The sequence below is a fragment of the Paraburkholderia sp. BL17N1 genome, from assembly GCF_003634175.1.
Lineage (GTDB): Bacteria > Pseudomonadota > Gammaproteobacteria > Burkholderiales > Burkholderiaceae > Paraburkholderia.
The window spans coordinates 2,352,625-2,366,612 of record NZ_RBIW01000001.1; the positions used below are offsets into that span (position 1 = coordinate 2,352,625).

Below are 13,988 nucleotides of genomic sequence, written 5' to 3' on the forward strand. Positions count from 1 at the left end.
GCGAATCCGAAAGACAGTGCGGACCGGGCGCGCGTTACGCATGGGGCCGCGCCGAAGCCGGCCTCGCGCACGTAGATCGCCATCCAGTTCCGAAGATAGCATTACCTTGTCCCAAAAAGATTTCCCATCTCGCATGAAGCTTATTCGGAAGCGGTCATGAGATAAGTACGATTCGCGGCAAGGCGGGAAGTTGCGTGAGCCGGCGGAAGTCTGAAAACCAGGCGGGGCGGGGCGTTGCGGGGGAAATAGACGGTCTGGCGGACCAGAGACGGCGTGGTTTGGGGGCGAAAAAATGCCGGATTTCGCGTCGCGCGTTCGGCGGCACAAAATCCGGCTTTAGTCGTTCAGGAATGGTGAACGCGGGGCGGCAGAACGCCGGTCAGGCAATCCGGCGGCGGTTGCGAACCAGCGTCAGCGCCAAGGGGATGAAAGCGACCACAAACGCGACCAGCGACCATTGCGGCAGCGTCAGGCCCAGGATGGGCGGATAGGCCGTCTCACACAACCCGGCAACCTTGAACACGCCCGGCAGCCAATGCGCGGGCGGCAAGCTGTCGACCAACGGCTGCAGTGCGTCGAAGCCACAGCTAAAGCCCGGGTTCGCCTGAACATACACATGACGCGCGGCCGTGACGATGCCGGCCAGCGCCGACAAGGCGGCCAGCACTTCCAGCAGACGTACGCCGCGCCAGTGGTTGAAACGTGCGCCGAGGAACGCGAAGATCGCGATCAGCAGGAAGAAATACCGTTGGATGATGCACAACGGGCACGGGTCTTCGTGCAGAAAATACTGCAGATACAGCGCGCCGCCCACGAGGGCAACGCAGATCAGGCCAAGCAGAACCAGCAGGGAGCGCTCGCGGCGCAGCATTGCAGTGTCGTTATTCATGGATCGTGTGGCTGTCTCGAAACGGAAAGGGCGGGTGCCCGCGATTCTAGCGCGAACCCCCGCCGCGCCGCTTATCCTGCTTTTACGGCGTATTTCCTGATCGAGCGCGTTGGCGTTGCTCGGTCAGCGAATCGCCTTGAGCACCGCTTCGGCGCCGCGGCCGATGGCCAGCAGCGCGTCGTCGGCGTGCGGCGCGCCGGCCAGCATCAGGCCGACCGGCGCGTCGCCGCGCAGATGGCACGGCAGCGACAGCGCGCAGCTGTCGAGGAAGTTGAACACGCTCGGGTTGCGCAGGATCAACGCGTTGGTGCGGCCGAAGGCGTCATCGTCGTCGACCAGATCGGCGACGCGCGGCGGCACCACCGGCACCGTGGGCGCGACGACCGCGTCGAAACGTTGCCACAACGTGCGGGCGGCTTCGGCCAACATCGCCTCGCGTTCGGCGAGCAGGTCGAGATAGTCGGCGGCGCTGGCCGGCTGGCCCTTCAGAATGCGCACCAGCACACGCGGATCATATTGCTCGCGATGCTTTTCCAGCAACGGACGATGCCACGCATACGCTTCGATCGGCGAGAACCCGAAGCGGTTGATCTCGGGCAAACGGTCGAGCGGCGCGAACCGCACTTCGCTGACGATCGCGCCGGCCGCTTCCAGATGCTTGAGCGCCGTGTCGATTGCCGCGGCGACCGCCGGCTCGACGCCGTCGGTAACGAAATTGGTGAGCACACCGAGGCGCACGCCTTCCAGCGGCCGAGCGGCCGGAATGCGCGGCTCGAGCCCGGCCAGCATGCGGTCCACCAGCGCGCAGCACGCCACCGAAACGCCGATCGGCCCGAACGAATCGAGGGTCGACGAAAGCGGCACGCCGCCCTGTTTGGGAATCCGGTCGGCGGTCGGTTTGAAACCGGTCAGGCCGCACAGGGCAGCCGGAATGCGGATCGAGCCGCCGGTGTCGGTGCCGAGCGCAACGGCCGCCATGCCGTCCGCGACGGAAGCCGCTGCGCCCGACGACGAGCCGCCCGAAATCCGCTCATCGCCTTTCACGCCGCGCTGGTACGGCGACAGCGGATTGCCGTAGTGCGGATTCAAACCAAGTCCGGAAAACGCGAACTCGCTCATATTGGTCCGGCCGACGAGCACCGCGCCCGCCCGCTTCAAACGCGCGACCGCGACGGCGTCCGCCTTGGCGGCGGGGGCGTCGGCGAGCACGGTGGAACCGGCGCGGGTCGGCTGGCCTTCAATATCGAACAGGTCTTTGACCGACACCGGAATCCCGGCGAGCGGCGAGAGCACGGTGCCGGCGGCACGCAGACGGTCGTGTGCGTCGGCGGCGGCGCGGGCGCTGTCGGCGTCGACATGCATGAAGACAGCGGCGCCCTGGCCGGCCGGATCGGCAATCCGTTCGAGCGCGGTCTCGGCGAGCGCGCGGCTCGTGGTGCGTCCGGCGGCGAGGTCGGCGGCAAGCTGGGCTAGCGGCGGAAAAGGCGTGAATTCAGTGGCCATGATGTCGGTAGAAATCCGGTTGAACCGGGCGAAGCCGGTCGTTGGGCTAAATGCATGAGCTAGATGCATGAGCTAGATGCGTGAGCTGAATGCGGTGGCTCGAATGCGGTCGATCAGATGCGGTTGAAAAGCGTGGCGCGGAACGCTTCGATATGTTTTTGCACGGATTGGCGCGCGCCTTCGGCGTCGCGTTTGCGCAGAAGGTCAAACAGTTCGAGATGTTCCTCGTGCACGTCCTCCAGATGATGCGGCTCGGACAGCGAAATGAACCAGAAGCGCAGCGAGCGCTCATGCAGCCCGCGCAGGATGTCGGCCAGCACCGGATTGCGCGAGGCCGCCGAAATCGCCAGATGAAACTCGCGGTCGATATCCATCATGCCTTCGATATCGTGCGCGGCGACGCACACGGCCGAGCGGTCCAGCAGCGCCTGCATCGCGTCGTAGTCGTGCTGTTGCGCGTGGCGTGCGGCCAGTTCGACGCAGTAGCTTTCGTTCACGAGACGCACGTCGATGATCGCCAGCACGTCGTCGAGCGAAACCGGGCGGACCATGATGCCCTTGCGCGGCATGATGGTCAGCATGCCTTCGTGCACCAGCCGATGCAGCGCCTGATGAACCGGCGTCCTGCCGATGCCGGTCAGCGCCATCAGTTCCGCTTCGTTGAGCACCTCGCTCGGCCGCAGGCGCATGGTGATGATCTCGCGCTTGACGAACGCATACGCCTGCTCGGCGAGACTCGCGGCGGCGGTCGCGCGGGCGGGCGTGGAAGGGCGGGCGGTCTGCAAAAGCGTCATGTGAAGTGGCAGCGGACAATGTCGTCCGCATTGTAGAGCAAGGTTTTGCGCGCGCGACGCGGGTCGGCTGCGCGCCGCGGCTGGTGGGCGATCAGCCCGCGCTCTCCAGAGGCGGCGCGAATGGAACGCGGTCCCGCGCTCGCTTTCGTTTCGCACGACGCGCGTATTCTCCGCCGGCGCGTCGCCAGATCGCGTCCATCGCCGTCTGTCAGGCGCGGCTCGGCGCGACTGCCGCCGCTTGCTGCACCTTGACGCGCGGCATCATCAGCGTAACCAGCCCGCCTACAATCAGCGCCCCCGCGATCAACACAAGCCCGAACGTCACGCTCTGCGTCGCGTCCTTGACGATGCCGAGCACATACGGGCTCACATATCCCGCGAGATTCGCGATCGAGTTGATCACCGCGATTCCGGCGACCGCGGCCGTGCCCTGCAGGAAGGTTGTCGACATCGACCAGAAAATGCCGAAGCCCGCGAGAATGCCGATGTACGCGATCGACAAACCGGTGACGGCGAGCGGAATGGAGTTGGTCACCGAGGCGCTGCCCAGCAGGCCCGCCGCGCCGATGAAGCAGCACACGGCATAGTGCCAGCGCCGCTCGCCGGTGATGTCCGACGAGCGCCCGATCAGGATCATGCCGATGCCCGCCGCCAGATACGGAATCGCCGTGACGAAACCGTTGGTGACGAGGTTCGTCACGCCGAGATCCTTGACGATCTGCGGCAGCCAGAACGAAAAGCCCGCATTGCCGGTGACGAGGCAGAAATAGATCAGCGTGAGCAGCCAGAAGCGGCCCGAGCGCAACGCCACGGCGAGGCTATGCTCGGCGCCGGCCGCTGCGGCCGCGCTGTTTTCCCGCGCAAGACGGCCGAGAATCACGCGCTTTTCGTCGTCGCTCAACCAGGCGGCTTCGGCGGGCGTGTTGCGCAGCACGGCGAGCGCCCAGAAGCCGGCGAGGATCGACGGAATGCCTTCGATCAGGAACATCCACTGCCAGCCGCGCAAGCCGTGCGCTTCATGCAGCGCCGACATCAGAAAGCCCGACAACGGCGCGCCGATGATGCCCGCAACCGGAATCGCCGCCATGAACACGGCGACCATGCGCGCGCGGCGGTCCGACGGAAACCAGAAGGTCAGATAGAGCACTACGCCCGGCACCAGCCCGGCTTCGGCGACGCCTAGAAAAAAGCGCAGCACGTAGAACATTGTCTCCGTACGTACGAACATCATCAGACACGACAGCAGGCCCCACAGCATCGTGATGCGGGCGATCGTGGCGCGCGCGCCGAACTTCTTCAGCAGCAGATTGCTCGGCACTTCGAACACGAAGTAGCCGAAGAAGAAGATCCCCGCGCCGAGTCCGTACGCCGCGTTCGACAAGCCGAGGTCGCCGGTGAACTGCAGCTTCGCGTAACCGATGTTGACGCGGTCCAGATACGACAGCACGTAGACGAGAAACAGGAACGGCATGATGCGCCAGGTGATTTTGCGCAGGGCGGCGGCTTCGAGCCAGGCGTCGGAAGACGCGTCGGCGGCGGATAGCGAAGGGGAGCTCATGAATGCCTCATTCGACGATAGGTAGCGCGCGCACGCGATAGGCGTGGCGCAGCGTGCGGTTCAGGATGGGATCGTGCAATTCGAGTTCGAGCGCATCGCCGTCGGCCATGCCGACGATGCCGCCCTGTACCGCCAGCGTGCCGCAGAACATCGCCGCGCCTTGCGCGAGCGGCGCGCGCGCGAGCAGATCGGCGGCCGGCAGCAGCGATGCCACGCTGCCTTGCTGATAGACGCGCCGCTCGCCGGTGCGGGTGACTGCGAAGGCGCGTAGCTCAAGCTGATCCCAGTGGCCGGCCACGTCGTCGAAACGCCAGGCGTCGCGCGCCAAGGGTTTCGGGCAGACCTGTTTGGAGACGGTCACGCCGTAGGCCTCGACTTCGCGGTCGGTGTGATCCGAACCCACGGTGACGAGCAAGCCCGTCTTTGTCTGCACCAGCACGCATTCGGCTTCGCCGCTCGACTTCACGCCGACCACGTCGATCAGCTCGGCCTGCGTCAGCAGTTCCGCGCCGAGGCGGTAAAAGCACGGCGTGGTGGACGGCCGCTTCACGCCGAGTTCAGCCAGTTCGGCGATGTGATGCTCGATCGCGGCCTGATCGCGCCCTGCCCAGCCGGCAATGGTCAGGCGATTCACCTCGGCGATCGCGGCGCAGCTGCCGCCGGAACGGTCTACAACATTGAAGGACACCTGCTGCATTACTCAACTCCAGGGAAAATATTCTGCAAATATTATTGTGATATTTCACCGGAGTCCAGCACGCCAAAAACATTCTTGCGGACGCCGCGGGTGAGGGGCGCGGCTTGCCGCCAATGCCATTTCTTCGAGCGCCGACGTGCGGCGGGGTGCCGCGTTCCTTTGCTAAACTGCGTTTTCAATATTACTTTTTGTAAGGGACGTATCCATGCACCATGGCATCGGCTTCATTCAGGACCTGGCGGTCGTGATGGCGCTCGCCGGCGTCGTTACCGTGCTGTTCCATCGCCTGAAACAGCCGGTGGTGCTCGGCTACATCGCGGCCGGCGTGATCATCGGGCCGTACACGCCGCCATTCCAGTTGATCCACGACGAGCAGACCATTCAGACGCTCGGTGAACTCGGCGTGGTGTTCCTGATGTTTTCGCTCGGCCTCGAATTCAGCCTGCGCAAGCTCTTCAAGGTCGGCGCGACGGCGATCGTCGCGGCGCTCTCCGAGATCGTGCTGATGCTGTGGATCGGTTACGAGATCGGCAGCGCGTTCGGCTGGAGTTCGATGGATTCGCTGTTCCTCGGCGCGATCCTCGCGATCTCGTCGACCACCATCATCGTCAAGGCGCTCTCCGAACTGGGCCTGAAGCGCGAGAGTTTCGCGCAACTTGTGTTCGGCATTCTGATCGTCGAAGACATTCTCGCCATCGCCATGCTGGTGCTGCTGTCGGGCATTGCGCAGACGGGGCAGTTGAGCGCGGGCGTCGCCGTGGTCACGCTCGGCAAGCTGCTGCTGTTCATGACGGTGTCGCTCGTGGTCGGCATTCTGGTCGTGCCGCGCGCGTTGAACTACGTGGCGCGCGCGAAGAGCGACGAGATGCTGCTCGTCTCCGTGCTCGGCTTCTGCTTCGGTTTTTGTCTGCTGGTCGTGAAGCTCGACTACAGCATCGCGCTCGGCGCGTTCATGATCGGCGCGATCATGGCCGAATCGCGCCATCTGCACCGGATCGAGCATCTGATCGCGCCGCTGCGCGACGCCTTTTCCGCGATCTTCTTCGTGACCATCGGTTTGATGCTGAACCCGGCCGTGCTGATCGACTACGCATGGCCGATCGCGATGATCACGGTGGCGGTGATCGTCGGCAAGATCGTGTCGTGCGGGCTCGGCACCTTTCTCGCCGGTAAGGATGGCCGCACGGCGATGCGCGTCGGCATGACCGTTTCGCAGATCGGCGAGTTCTCGTTCATCATCGCGTCGCTCGGCTTGACGCTGAAGGTGACGAGCGCGTTTCTGTATCCGATCGCGGTGGCGGTGTCGGCGTTGACCACGTTGTTCACGCCGTATCTGATCCGCGCGGCCGATCCGCTCACGCAGCGCCTCGGTCACGCCATGCCGCGCACTCTCGCGAACGTATTCGGCATGTACGGGCAATGGTTGCGCAGCTTGAGCACGGGAAGCGGCGAACCCACGCTGTTCAGCATGACGCGGCGGATCATTCTGCAGATCGCTGTCAACCTGGCGCTGGTCGCCGCGATATTTTTGATCGTGACGTATAGCGCGCCTTTTACCAGTGCGTGGCTCACACATTGGGTGAGTTCAGAGCCGATGCAACGCGTGGTGTTATGGAGCGTCGCGCTGGTCGTGTCGCTGCCGTTTCTCGTCGCCGTCTATCGCAAGCTCAAGTCGCTTGCCTTGCTGCTTGCCGAAGTCAGCGTGCAACCGGCGACGGCGGGGCGCTTCACGAGCGCGATCCGCTACACAATCTCCGATCTGGTGCCGGTGGTCTCGATGGTCGGCGTGTTTCTGCTGGTCTCGGCGCTTTCCGGCGGCATTCTGCCGCCGACCGGCCTGCTCGCCGCGGTGCTGGTTTGCGCCGCGTTACTGCTGGCGCTGGTGTGGCGCTGGTGCGTGAAAATCCACGCGGCCATGCAGATCGCCTTGCGTGAGACTTTCGAAGAGCAGCCGGATCCTTGAGTCAGACTTGCCTCGCGGTTCTCCGGGCCGAGCACCGCGGGGCGCCCGCGACAATGTGAGCAATTGTGTGCGGGTTTGCGGCGCTTGGCTCGCTAGCGGATAATCAGGGCATATTCATTCGTTCGCGTGGAAGGCGCCTGTCTGACTGTCATGAGCGAAAACAAACCTGAAAATGCCGGCAAGCCCGGCAATCCCACGCCGCCTTCGGCGTCGCCCGCGCCGTCCGGCACTCCGCCCGGTGCGTCGACAGCCGGCTCGGTGCCGCCCGATCCGGCGGCCTCGCTACCCCTCTCGCACGAAGATGCCATCCAGTCGCCGATCAAGGATGTGACGCCGCCGGATGTTTCATCCACGTCCACGCCGGCAGTGTCCCCTGCGACGCCGGCTGCCGAGGAAGCTGCCGTGCGATCGTCGACGGACGACCCCGACAGCGCGTCGGCGGTCACGCCCGCCGATCCGCAAACGGCGCGGCAACGCGACGCGGCGGAAGCACGCAGCGCGGCCGCGGCATCCACCGCAAAGCAGGAAGCGGCAGTTCATGAACGGGACGCGCGGCGTGCCGGCGTTCATGCGATGAGGCCGCCGCCAACTGTCGGCAGTGAACCCGTGGACGGCGAGCTGGTGAGCTCCGTCGAAGACGTTACAGTGAACGAAGAGATTCCGGCTTCCACCGAGCGCCGGGCGGGCTCGCCGCCGCCCGGTTTCGGCGCGGCGCCCGACTTCACCGCGTCCAACCCGCCGCCGCCCAACGCCTTGCCGCCGTCGCCGCCGCGCTATCTGAAGCACAACGATTCGGCATGGACCGTGTTCGGCCGCATCGTCGCGGCGCGCGCGCGCCAGATTTTCGATCGCGCGGGCCAGAGGATCACGCAGCGCACGCTGCGCATCGGCGTGTCGGCGCGTATTTTTCATCCCGAGCCGGGTGCGAAGGGATTGCGCGGCAAGACCTTGCAGTATCTCGAGGAATCGATCGCGCACTGGGTGATGTCGCGCGACGTGCTGGTGTTCATGATTCCGACGGTCGGTCATCAGGGCATGTTGCATCCGAGCAATATCCGTTTGCGCGACTACGCGAAGCATCTCGACGGCCTGCTGCTGCAAGGCGGTGCCGACGTCTCGCCGCAGTCCTACGCGGAACAGGCGGCCAGTCACGAATGGCCGGGCGATCGCGTGCGCGACATGTACGAACTCGAACTGCTGCATGAGTTCGTCGAGTCGGGCAAGCCGGTGCTCGGCGTGTGCCGCGGCTGTCAACTGATCAACGTGGCGTTCGGCGGCACGTTGTATCAGGACATCGCCACCGATGTGCCGACGGCGGCCACGCACGTCAACGAGAACTACGATCAGCATCGGCACGGCATTCATTTCCCGGACGGTTCGACGCTCGCCAACATGTTCCCGGGCCGGCGCGATGCGATCGTCAACTCGATACACCACCAGGCGGTCAAGACGCTCGGCCGCGATCTCAATATCGAAGCGGTGTCGGCGTCGGACGGCATCATCGAAGCCGTGCGATACCGGCGCGCGCCGTTCGTAATGGGCGTGCAATGGCACCCGGAGTTTCATCGCGCGGGTGGGCCGGAGTTGCTCGACTGCACGCCGTTGCTCGATACATTCCTGCGGGTGGCGCGCGAGACACGGTTTTAAGACGCGCTGGCTGGCGAGGCGGGGTGGCTCGCTGAGTAGGTCGTTTGCTGGAGGCGCACCGCTGCGGTTGTCAACGGTGCGCCTCTTGAGTTTTTCCCCTGCTGTTTTCCGATTCGTTTCTTGCTCGACTCTCGCATCGGCCTGCCGATGCATACGGCAGTACGAGTTCTTTGAAGTCGCAGACATCCTGTTGCCGAGATAGATAATCAGGAATGCGAGTTTTTTCTTGATCGAACTGTGCGCATCTTGCTGCCAGGCGCTCTATCTCCATATTGCGCATCCGCTTACGGCTGAGTTCGTGCCACCGTCACGCAAATTAAAAGTCATTCGCACGAGGCGGAACGTCGCATTTTCGTCGTATCCGGATACGTTTATTTCGCGACGGGCGCGCCGACTTGATCAAATCATTCGTCAGCCGTTTATCTCGATTTAAAGTCCGTCGGCGTGACGTTTGAATGCTTCGCTTAACGGCGAATCCGCGCGATAATCTGCGGCTGTTTTGGATTCGCATGGAGCATGCACGTATGAAGTATCCCTTATTAATACGGCGCGCCATGCTGCTCGCGACCTCGTGTGCGCTATTGCAGCAGGGCGGTTTCGTGCTGGCCGCGCAAGGCGACGAGGCCGCGCCGGTGGCCGGTACACGGCCAGCCATCAACACCCTGACGCCGCAGCCCGTCGCCGAGGCGCTGCGCAACGCGGCATCAACCGCGTCGGCCACGTCGCCTACGGCCGGCGATGCGCAAGGCAATGTCGCCGAACTGATGCAGATGATTCACGACGCGAAGCTCAGCGAACTGCGCACCACGTATAACGGCAGTTATGGCGCCAGTCTGTTTTTCCATCCGCGGGAAATGACGTACTACGTCGCGTTATTTCAGGACAAGCATTTCTGGCGTGTGATCAAGTCCGAGGACATGGCGCGCGCGGAAGCGATCTATGCGGGCTTTGCCCAGCAGACGGCGCAACTCGCTGATGTCGAGATTCGCCGCACGCAGTTGCAGGCGCAGAAGGCCTACATCGAAGACGTGATTGCAATGTCCGAAGATCGCGCGAAACGCTTGCAGGCCGATCTTGAAGTGGCTCGCACGCAGCAGGCCAAGGTCAACGACTATCAGCGTCAAACGCAAGGCGAAGCGGCCACGCTGCACGCGGAGAAGGAAAGGGCGCAAGCGCAACTACGCCAGGTGCAGGGCGAAGTGCTGCAACTGCAACGGCAAACCGAAATGGGATTGCCGATTCAGAAGTAAATGTATGAACGTAAAAAAGCCCGGCCAATTCGTGGATGAATTGGCCGGGCTTTTTTGCTACGCGACGTCTATGCGGTCGCGTGGGTGCTTACTTCGCAAATTGATCCGGAACGTCGGTCACGCGTCGATGTGAAAGATGGTTCATCCATTCGGTCCCGCTGGTGCCGGACGCATTGTTTGACGAACCGGTGCGCGGCATTGGCATGGTATCGCGGACATGTGTCGCAGCTGACATGGTTACGCCCGCGTATTCGTCGACGCCAAGTCGAGCCGGAGCGATCGGCGAATAAGCTCCGGCAGCCGACAGCTTTGGCGACGCATTTGCTGCGACCTGTGGGGCCGCGCTGCGTGCCACCTCTGCGGCGCTCACCATTGCGTGCGATGGTCGGTTTGCGGCGACGAAACGCGCGACGCGCGGATGAATTTGTCCGTGTTGCTTGCGGCTTTGCTCGCGGACGACCTGACGGCGATGTGAGACGGCCTTATCGGCGAAGACATGCGGCGAAGCGAAGCGCAATGTGGAGGCAGAGTTCGAAGCAGGCACCGACACCGACGCCGCTGCCGCCGCAGAGCTGGATGCAGGCGCCGCATTCGAGAGCGCGGGCATTGATGCCGCGACTGCCGCGGACCTGCTTGCCGCGACGTTATCCGCGGCGCCAGCGTTGACTGCGGCCGGTGGCTGAGCCTTCACTGACCGCGAGTCGCGTTCGTGCGAGACCTTGCCCGCGGCATCCATATGAGTGACGGTGCCAGGATGCATCAGATGATCGAACCCGATCCATCCAAGCATCGCAGCGCCGCCGAGCACGCAGGCGCTGCCTGCCAAGGCACTCCAGTGATGGCCGGACCCGCGTACCGCCGTTGCATACGCACGCGGCAGAACTGGCGGGACGGCCGCAGCGGCCGCAGCCATTTGCGCGGCCGCGTCGAATGGTTTTTCGAGGACCGGAGCCGGCACCGTAGTCGCGCGCGGTTGTTCCGACTGCGACCATCGGCAAAGCGAGCGAATGGCCTGGTCGCTCAGGCAGAACGTGCGCAGCATGGCTGCGTAGAGTGCCTTGAGTTCCGTGCGCAAACTGTAGCCCGGTGGAAGCAGTGCCCAGTCCCGGCCGAAGGATGCCGGCACTTGACCCAGCGGACGCAGGCGCGGCATGGCCAGATAGCCCTGGATCGGGGTGAAAGGAATGGTGGACATCGGTCGTTTCCAGCGCCTCTTAAAGGGGCCGCCGCTCGGCGGTCACGGGATCTGCGGGGACTCAGGCCTCGGTGCGATGCGCGTGAAACGCCAGACATGCACGCCGTACGTCGACGCCGACCACTCGCGTTGTGCTGGACAAGCACACGGGCGCATGGGCGTGTCACTCAGTGAAGCCGTAGGGGTGTGGAGGATGCTACCGGGATGCAGTCGAGTTGGAGTGCGGAAATTTCCGAATGGTCGTGTCGAATCGTCTTGGCTTGAGTTGGGCCTCGACATCGCTCAAGCGAGCCATGCTTGTCCTATCGATCGAGTCTGTAGACGTAGCGCAACGCTGTAATATCCACGCCGCCCATATGATCCGGTTCGGCGCCGACGAACTGCCAGCCTTGCCGCTCATAGAAGCCGATTGCCGGCGCGTTCCCTTCGAGCACATACAGATAGAGTTGCGCTTCGCCTTGCGCGCGAGCCCAGTCTTTGGCGGCACGCATGAGCAGCTTGCCGACGCCGATGCCCTGATAGCCCGGCAGCGTGTGCAGGTTATCGAGCAGCACGCCCCACGCGGACTCCGGTTGACGTTCGACGCAGACGAAACCCGTCGGCTCGCCGGCGAGTTCGGCGATCAGCACGATGCGGCGTTCGCCGCCGGGGGCGCTCAGCCGCGCTTCCCAATAGGCCGCACGTTCGCGCGTCACTTCGCCGTCGAGAAATGCGTCGGGCAACAGGTTGCGATAGGTGGCCTGCCAGCTGGTGGTGTGGATCGAAGCGATGAGCGCGGCATCCGCAAGCGTGGCGGGGCGCAGTGTAAGAGCGGGGGTGGTTCGCATCGGGGTAGTGATCAACGGAATGCCTGGCTGCGAATGTTATCGCGACGGCCGGCTATTCTGTGTAAGAAAACTGTATGCATTTCGCGACAGCGGCTTCAACGGTAACATTACGTGGAGCAGCTACCACGTGAATCACAACGTTTACCCTGATATCGCAACAATGCGTTCAGCATGAAAATGCAGCGCCCCGGGCGCGTTCTCTTGCAGCCGTCCGGCATCCGCTTGCCAGAACCGGTGGATCGTTTCAACTGCCTGCCGTCGCCGATTCCCGCGTGGCGACAGGCTTATCAGAGAATGTCATGTCAACAGCGACACACGCTACTTCCACATCGCAAGAATCCAAAGTCAAGACAGTCTTCCGCGTGGTCAGCGGCAACTTCCTTGAGATGTACGACTTCATGGTTTATGGCTATTACGCTTCGGCGATCGCCAAGACCTACTTTCCAAGCGGCAACGAATTCGCGTCGTTGATGCTGTCGCTGTCGGTGTTCGGCGCGGGCTTCCTGATGCGGCCGCTCGGCGCGATCGTCCTCGGCGCTTACATCGATCATCACGGCCGGCGCAAAGGCCTGATCCTCACGCTGGGCTTGATGGCGCTCGGCACGCTCACGGTCGCATCCATTCCGGGTTACGCGACGATCGGCTTGCTCGCGCCGGTGCTCGTTCTGGGCGGCCGGCTGTTGCAGGGTTTTTCCGCCGGGGTTGAACTGGGCGGCGTGTCGGTGTATCTGTCCGAGATCGCCACCAAGGGCAACAAGGGCTTCTACTGCGCGTGGCAGTCGGGCAGCCAGCAGGTTGCCGTGGTGTTCGCCGCGCTGATCGGCGTGTTCCTCAACAAGATGTTGCCGGCCGACCAGATGAGCGCCTGGGGCTGGCGCGTGCCGTTTCTGATCGGCTGCCTGATCGTGCCGTTCCTGTTCCTGATCCGCCGTTCGTTGCAGGAAACCGAGGAGTTCAAGGCGCGCAAGCACCATCCGAAGATGGGCGAGATCATGAAGACGATGGCCGCGAACTGGGGCATCGTGCTCGGCGGCATGGGCATGGTGATCATGACCACGGTGTCGTTCTACATGATCACGGCGTACACGCCGACCTTCGGCAAGGAAGTGCTGAAGCTGTCGTCGATCGATACCCTGGTCGTCACGGTCTGTATCGGTCTGTCGAATCTGATCTGGTTGCCGCTCGCGGGGGCGTTGTCCGACCGTATCGGCCGGCGTCCGGTGTTGCTGACGTTCACTATCCTCACCATCATCACCGCGTATCCGGCGCTGCAGTGGCTGGTGGCGGACCCGTCGTTCGCGCGTCTGCTGGAAGTCGAACTGTGGCTGTCGTTCCTGTACGGCAGCTATAACGGCGGGATGGTCGTGGCGCTGACCGAAGTCATGCCGGTCGAAGTGCGGACCGCCGGTTTCTCGCTCGCCTACAGCCTCGCCACGACGATCGGCGGCTTCACGCCGGCAATCTCGACGTTGCTGATCCACTCCACCGGCAACAAGGCGGCACCGGGTCTGTTCCTGGGTGCGGCGGCGATTTGCGGATTGATCGCGACGTTGGTGCTGTATCGCACGCCAGAATCGCGCAATCAATATCGGACGGCCTGAGCTTCACACTTCCTGATTCACTCGGGCAAGAGAAAACCCCGCGTTCTCACGAACGCGGGGTTTT

At 63.6% G+C, this 13,988-nt stretch carries 11 protein-coding genes; 4 read left to right on the plus strand and 7 right to left on the minus strand.

Going from position 1 to position 13,988, the window contains the following annotated elements; translation table 11 throughout:
• Window positions 1–379 precede the first annotated feature (379 nt).
• The 5 genes from B0G82_RS10600 to B0G82_RS10620 all read right to left on the minus strand — a co-directional run bounded on the left by B0G82_RS10600 (window position 380) and on the right by B0G82_RS10620 (window position 5,441).
• The gene (locus B0G82_RS10600; protein WP_106283292.1) at window positions 380–889 is read right to left on the minus strand and encodes a disulfide bond formation protein B; all 510 of its coding nucleotides are present in this window, start codon (window positions 887–889) and stop codon (window positions 380–382) included.
• A gap of 123 nt (window positions 890–1,012) precedes the next feature.
• Window positions 1,013–2,392, minus strand: a complete 1,380-nt coding sequence (locus B0G82_RS10605; protein ID WP_121307336.1) for an amidase — start codon at window positions 2,390–2,392, stop codon at window positions 1,013–1,015.
• Window positions 2,393–2,505: 113 nt separating this feature from the next.
• Window positions 2,506–3,186 carry a GntR family transcriptional regulator gene (locus B0G82_RS10610; protein ID WP_116139557.1) on the minus strand — a complete coding sequence of 227 codons (681 nt, stop codon included), beginning with the start codon at window positions 3,184–3,186 and terminating at the stop codon, window positions 2,506–2,508.
• Window positions 3,187–3,394: 208 nt separating this feature from the next.
• Window positions 3,395–4,744 carry an MFS transporter gene (locus B0G82_RS10615; protein ID WP_121307337.1) on the minus strand — a complete coding sequence of 450 codons (1,350 nt, stop codon included), beginning with the start codon at window positions 4,742–4,744 and terminating at the stop codon, window positions 3,395–3,397.
• A 7-nt stretch (window positions 4,745–4,751) separates the two neighbouring features.
• Window positions 4,752–5,441, minus strand: a complete 690-nt coding sequence (locus B0G82_RS10620) for a DUF2848 domain-containing protein (RefSeq protein ID WP_121307338.1) — start codon at window positions 5,439–5,441, stop codon at window positions 4,752–4,754.
• A gap of 205 nt (window positions 5,442–5,646) precedes the next feature.
• On the opposite strand from B0G82_RS10620, the gene B0G82_RS10625 reads away from it, so the two are divergent.
• The 3 genes from B0G82_RS10625 (at window position 5,647) to B0G82_RS10635 (ending at window position 10,301) form a co-directional block, all read left to right on the plus strand.
• Window positions 5,647–7,404 carry a cation:proton antiporter gene (locus B0G82_RS10625; protein WP_121307339.1) on the plus strand — a complete coding sequence of 586 codons (1,758 nt, stop codon included), beginning with the start codon at window positions 5,647–5,649 and terminating at the stop codon, window positions 7,402–7,404.
• Window positions 7,405–7,554: 150 nt separating this feature from the next.
• Window positions 7,555–9,051, plus strand: coding sequence for a type 1 glutamine amidotransferase (locus B0G82_RS10630; RefSeq protein WP_116139565.1), 1,497 nt, complete (start codon window positions 7,555–7,557; stop codon window positions 9,049–9,051).
• Window positions 9,052–9,575: 524 nt separating this feature from the next.
• The gene (locus B0G82_RS10635; RefSeq protein ID WP_121308652.1) at window positions 9,576–10,301 is read left to right on the plus strand and encodes a DUF2968 domain-containing protein; all 726 of its coding nucleotides are present in this window, start codon (window positions 9,576–9,578) and stop codon (window positions 10,299–10,301) included.
• 88 nt (window positions 10,302–10,389) lie between these two features.
• Here the strand turns inward: B0G82_RS10635 and B0G82_RS10640 are convergent, their stop codons facing one another.
• The gene (locus tag B0G82_RS10640; protein ID WP_121307340.1) at window positions 10,390–11,496 is read right to left on the minus strand and encodes a hypothetical protein; all 1,107 of its coding nucleotides are present in this window, start codon (window positions 11,494–11,496) and stop codon (window positions 10,390–10,392) included.
• Window positions 11,497–11,798: 302 nt separating this feature from the next.
• Complete coding sequence (locus B0G82_RS10645; protein ID WP_116139568.1) at window positions 11,799–12,323, minus strand: GNAT family N-acetyltransferase; 525 nt, start codon at window positions 12,321–12,323, stop codon at window positions 11,799–11,801.
• A gap of 299 nt (window positions 12,324–12,622) precedes the next feature.
• Here B0G82_RS10645 and B0G82_RS10650 point away from each other — a divergent pair, with 299 nt between their 5' ends.
• Entirely contained in the window at window positions 12,623–13,924 is a 1,302-nt protein-coding gene (locus B0G82_RS10650) for an MFS transporter (RefSeq protein WP_116139570.1), read from the plus strand.
• Window positions 13,925–13,988 lie beyond the last annotated feature (64 nt).

Bases quoted from the DNA above. Each gene is read 5' to 3' on its own strand.
- B0G82_RS10600 (WP_106283292.1), bottom strand. From the start codon at position 889: ATGAATAACGACACTGCAATGCTGCGCCGCGAGCGCTCCCTGCTGGTT.
- B0G82_RS10605 (WP_121307336.1), bottom strand. From the start codon at position 2,392: ATGGCCACTGAATTCACGCCTTTTCCGCCGCTAGCCCAGCTTGCCGCC.
- B0G82_RS10610 (WP_116139557.1), bottom strand. From the start codon at position 3,186: ATGACGCTTTTGCAGACCGCCCGCCCTTCCACGCCCGCCCGCGCGACC.
- B0G82_RS10615 (WP_121307337.1), bottom strand. From the start codon at position 4,744: ATGAGCTCCCCTTCGCTATCCGCCGCCGACGCGTCTTCCGACGCCTGG.
- B0G82_RS10620 (WP_121307338.1), bottom strand. From the start codon at position 5,441: ATGCAGCAGGTGTCCTTCAATGTTGTAGACCGTTCCGGCGGCAGCTGC.
- B0G82_RS10625 (WP_121307339.1), top strand. From the start codon at position 5,647: ATGCACCATGGCATCGGCTTCATTCAGGACCTGGCGGTCGTGATGGCG.
- B0G82_RS10630 (WP_116139565.1), top strand. From the start codon at position 7,555: ATGAGCGAAAACAAACCTGAAAATGCCGGCAAGCCCGGCAATCCCACG.
- B0G82_RS10635 (WP_121308652.1), top strand. From the start codon at position 9,576: ATGAAGTATCCCTTATTAATACGGCGCGCCATGCTGCTCGCGACCTCG.
- B0G82_RS10640 (WP_121307340.1), bottom strand. From the start codon at position 11,496: ATGTCCACCATTCCTTTCACCCCGATCCAGGGCTATCTGGCCATGCCG.
- B0G82_RS10645 (WP_116139568.1), bottom strand. From the start codon at position 12,323: ATGCGAACCACCCCCGCTCTTACACTGCGCCCCGCCACGCTTGCGGAT.
- B0G82_RS10650 (WP_116139570.1), top strand. From the start codon at position 12,623: ATGTCAACAGCGACACACGCTACTTCCACATCGCAAGAATCCAAAGTC.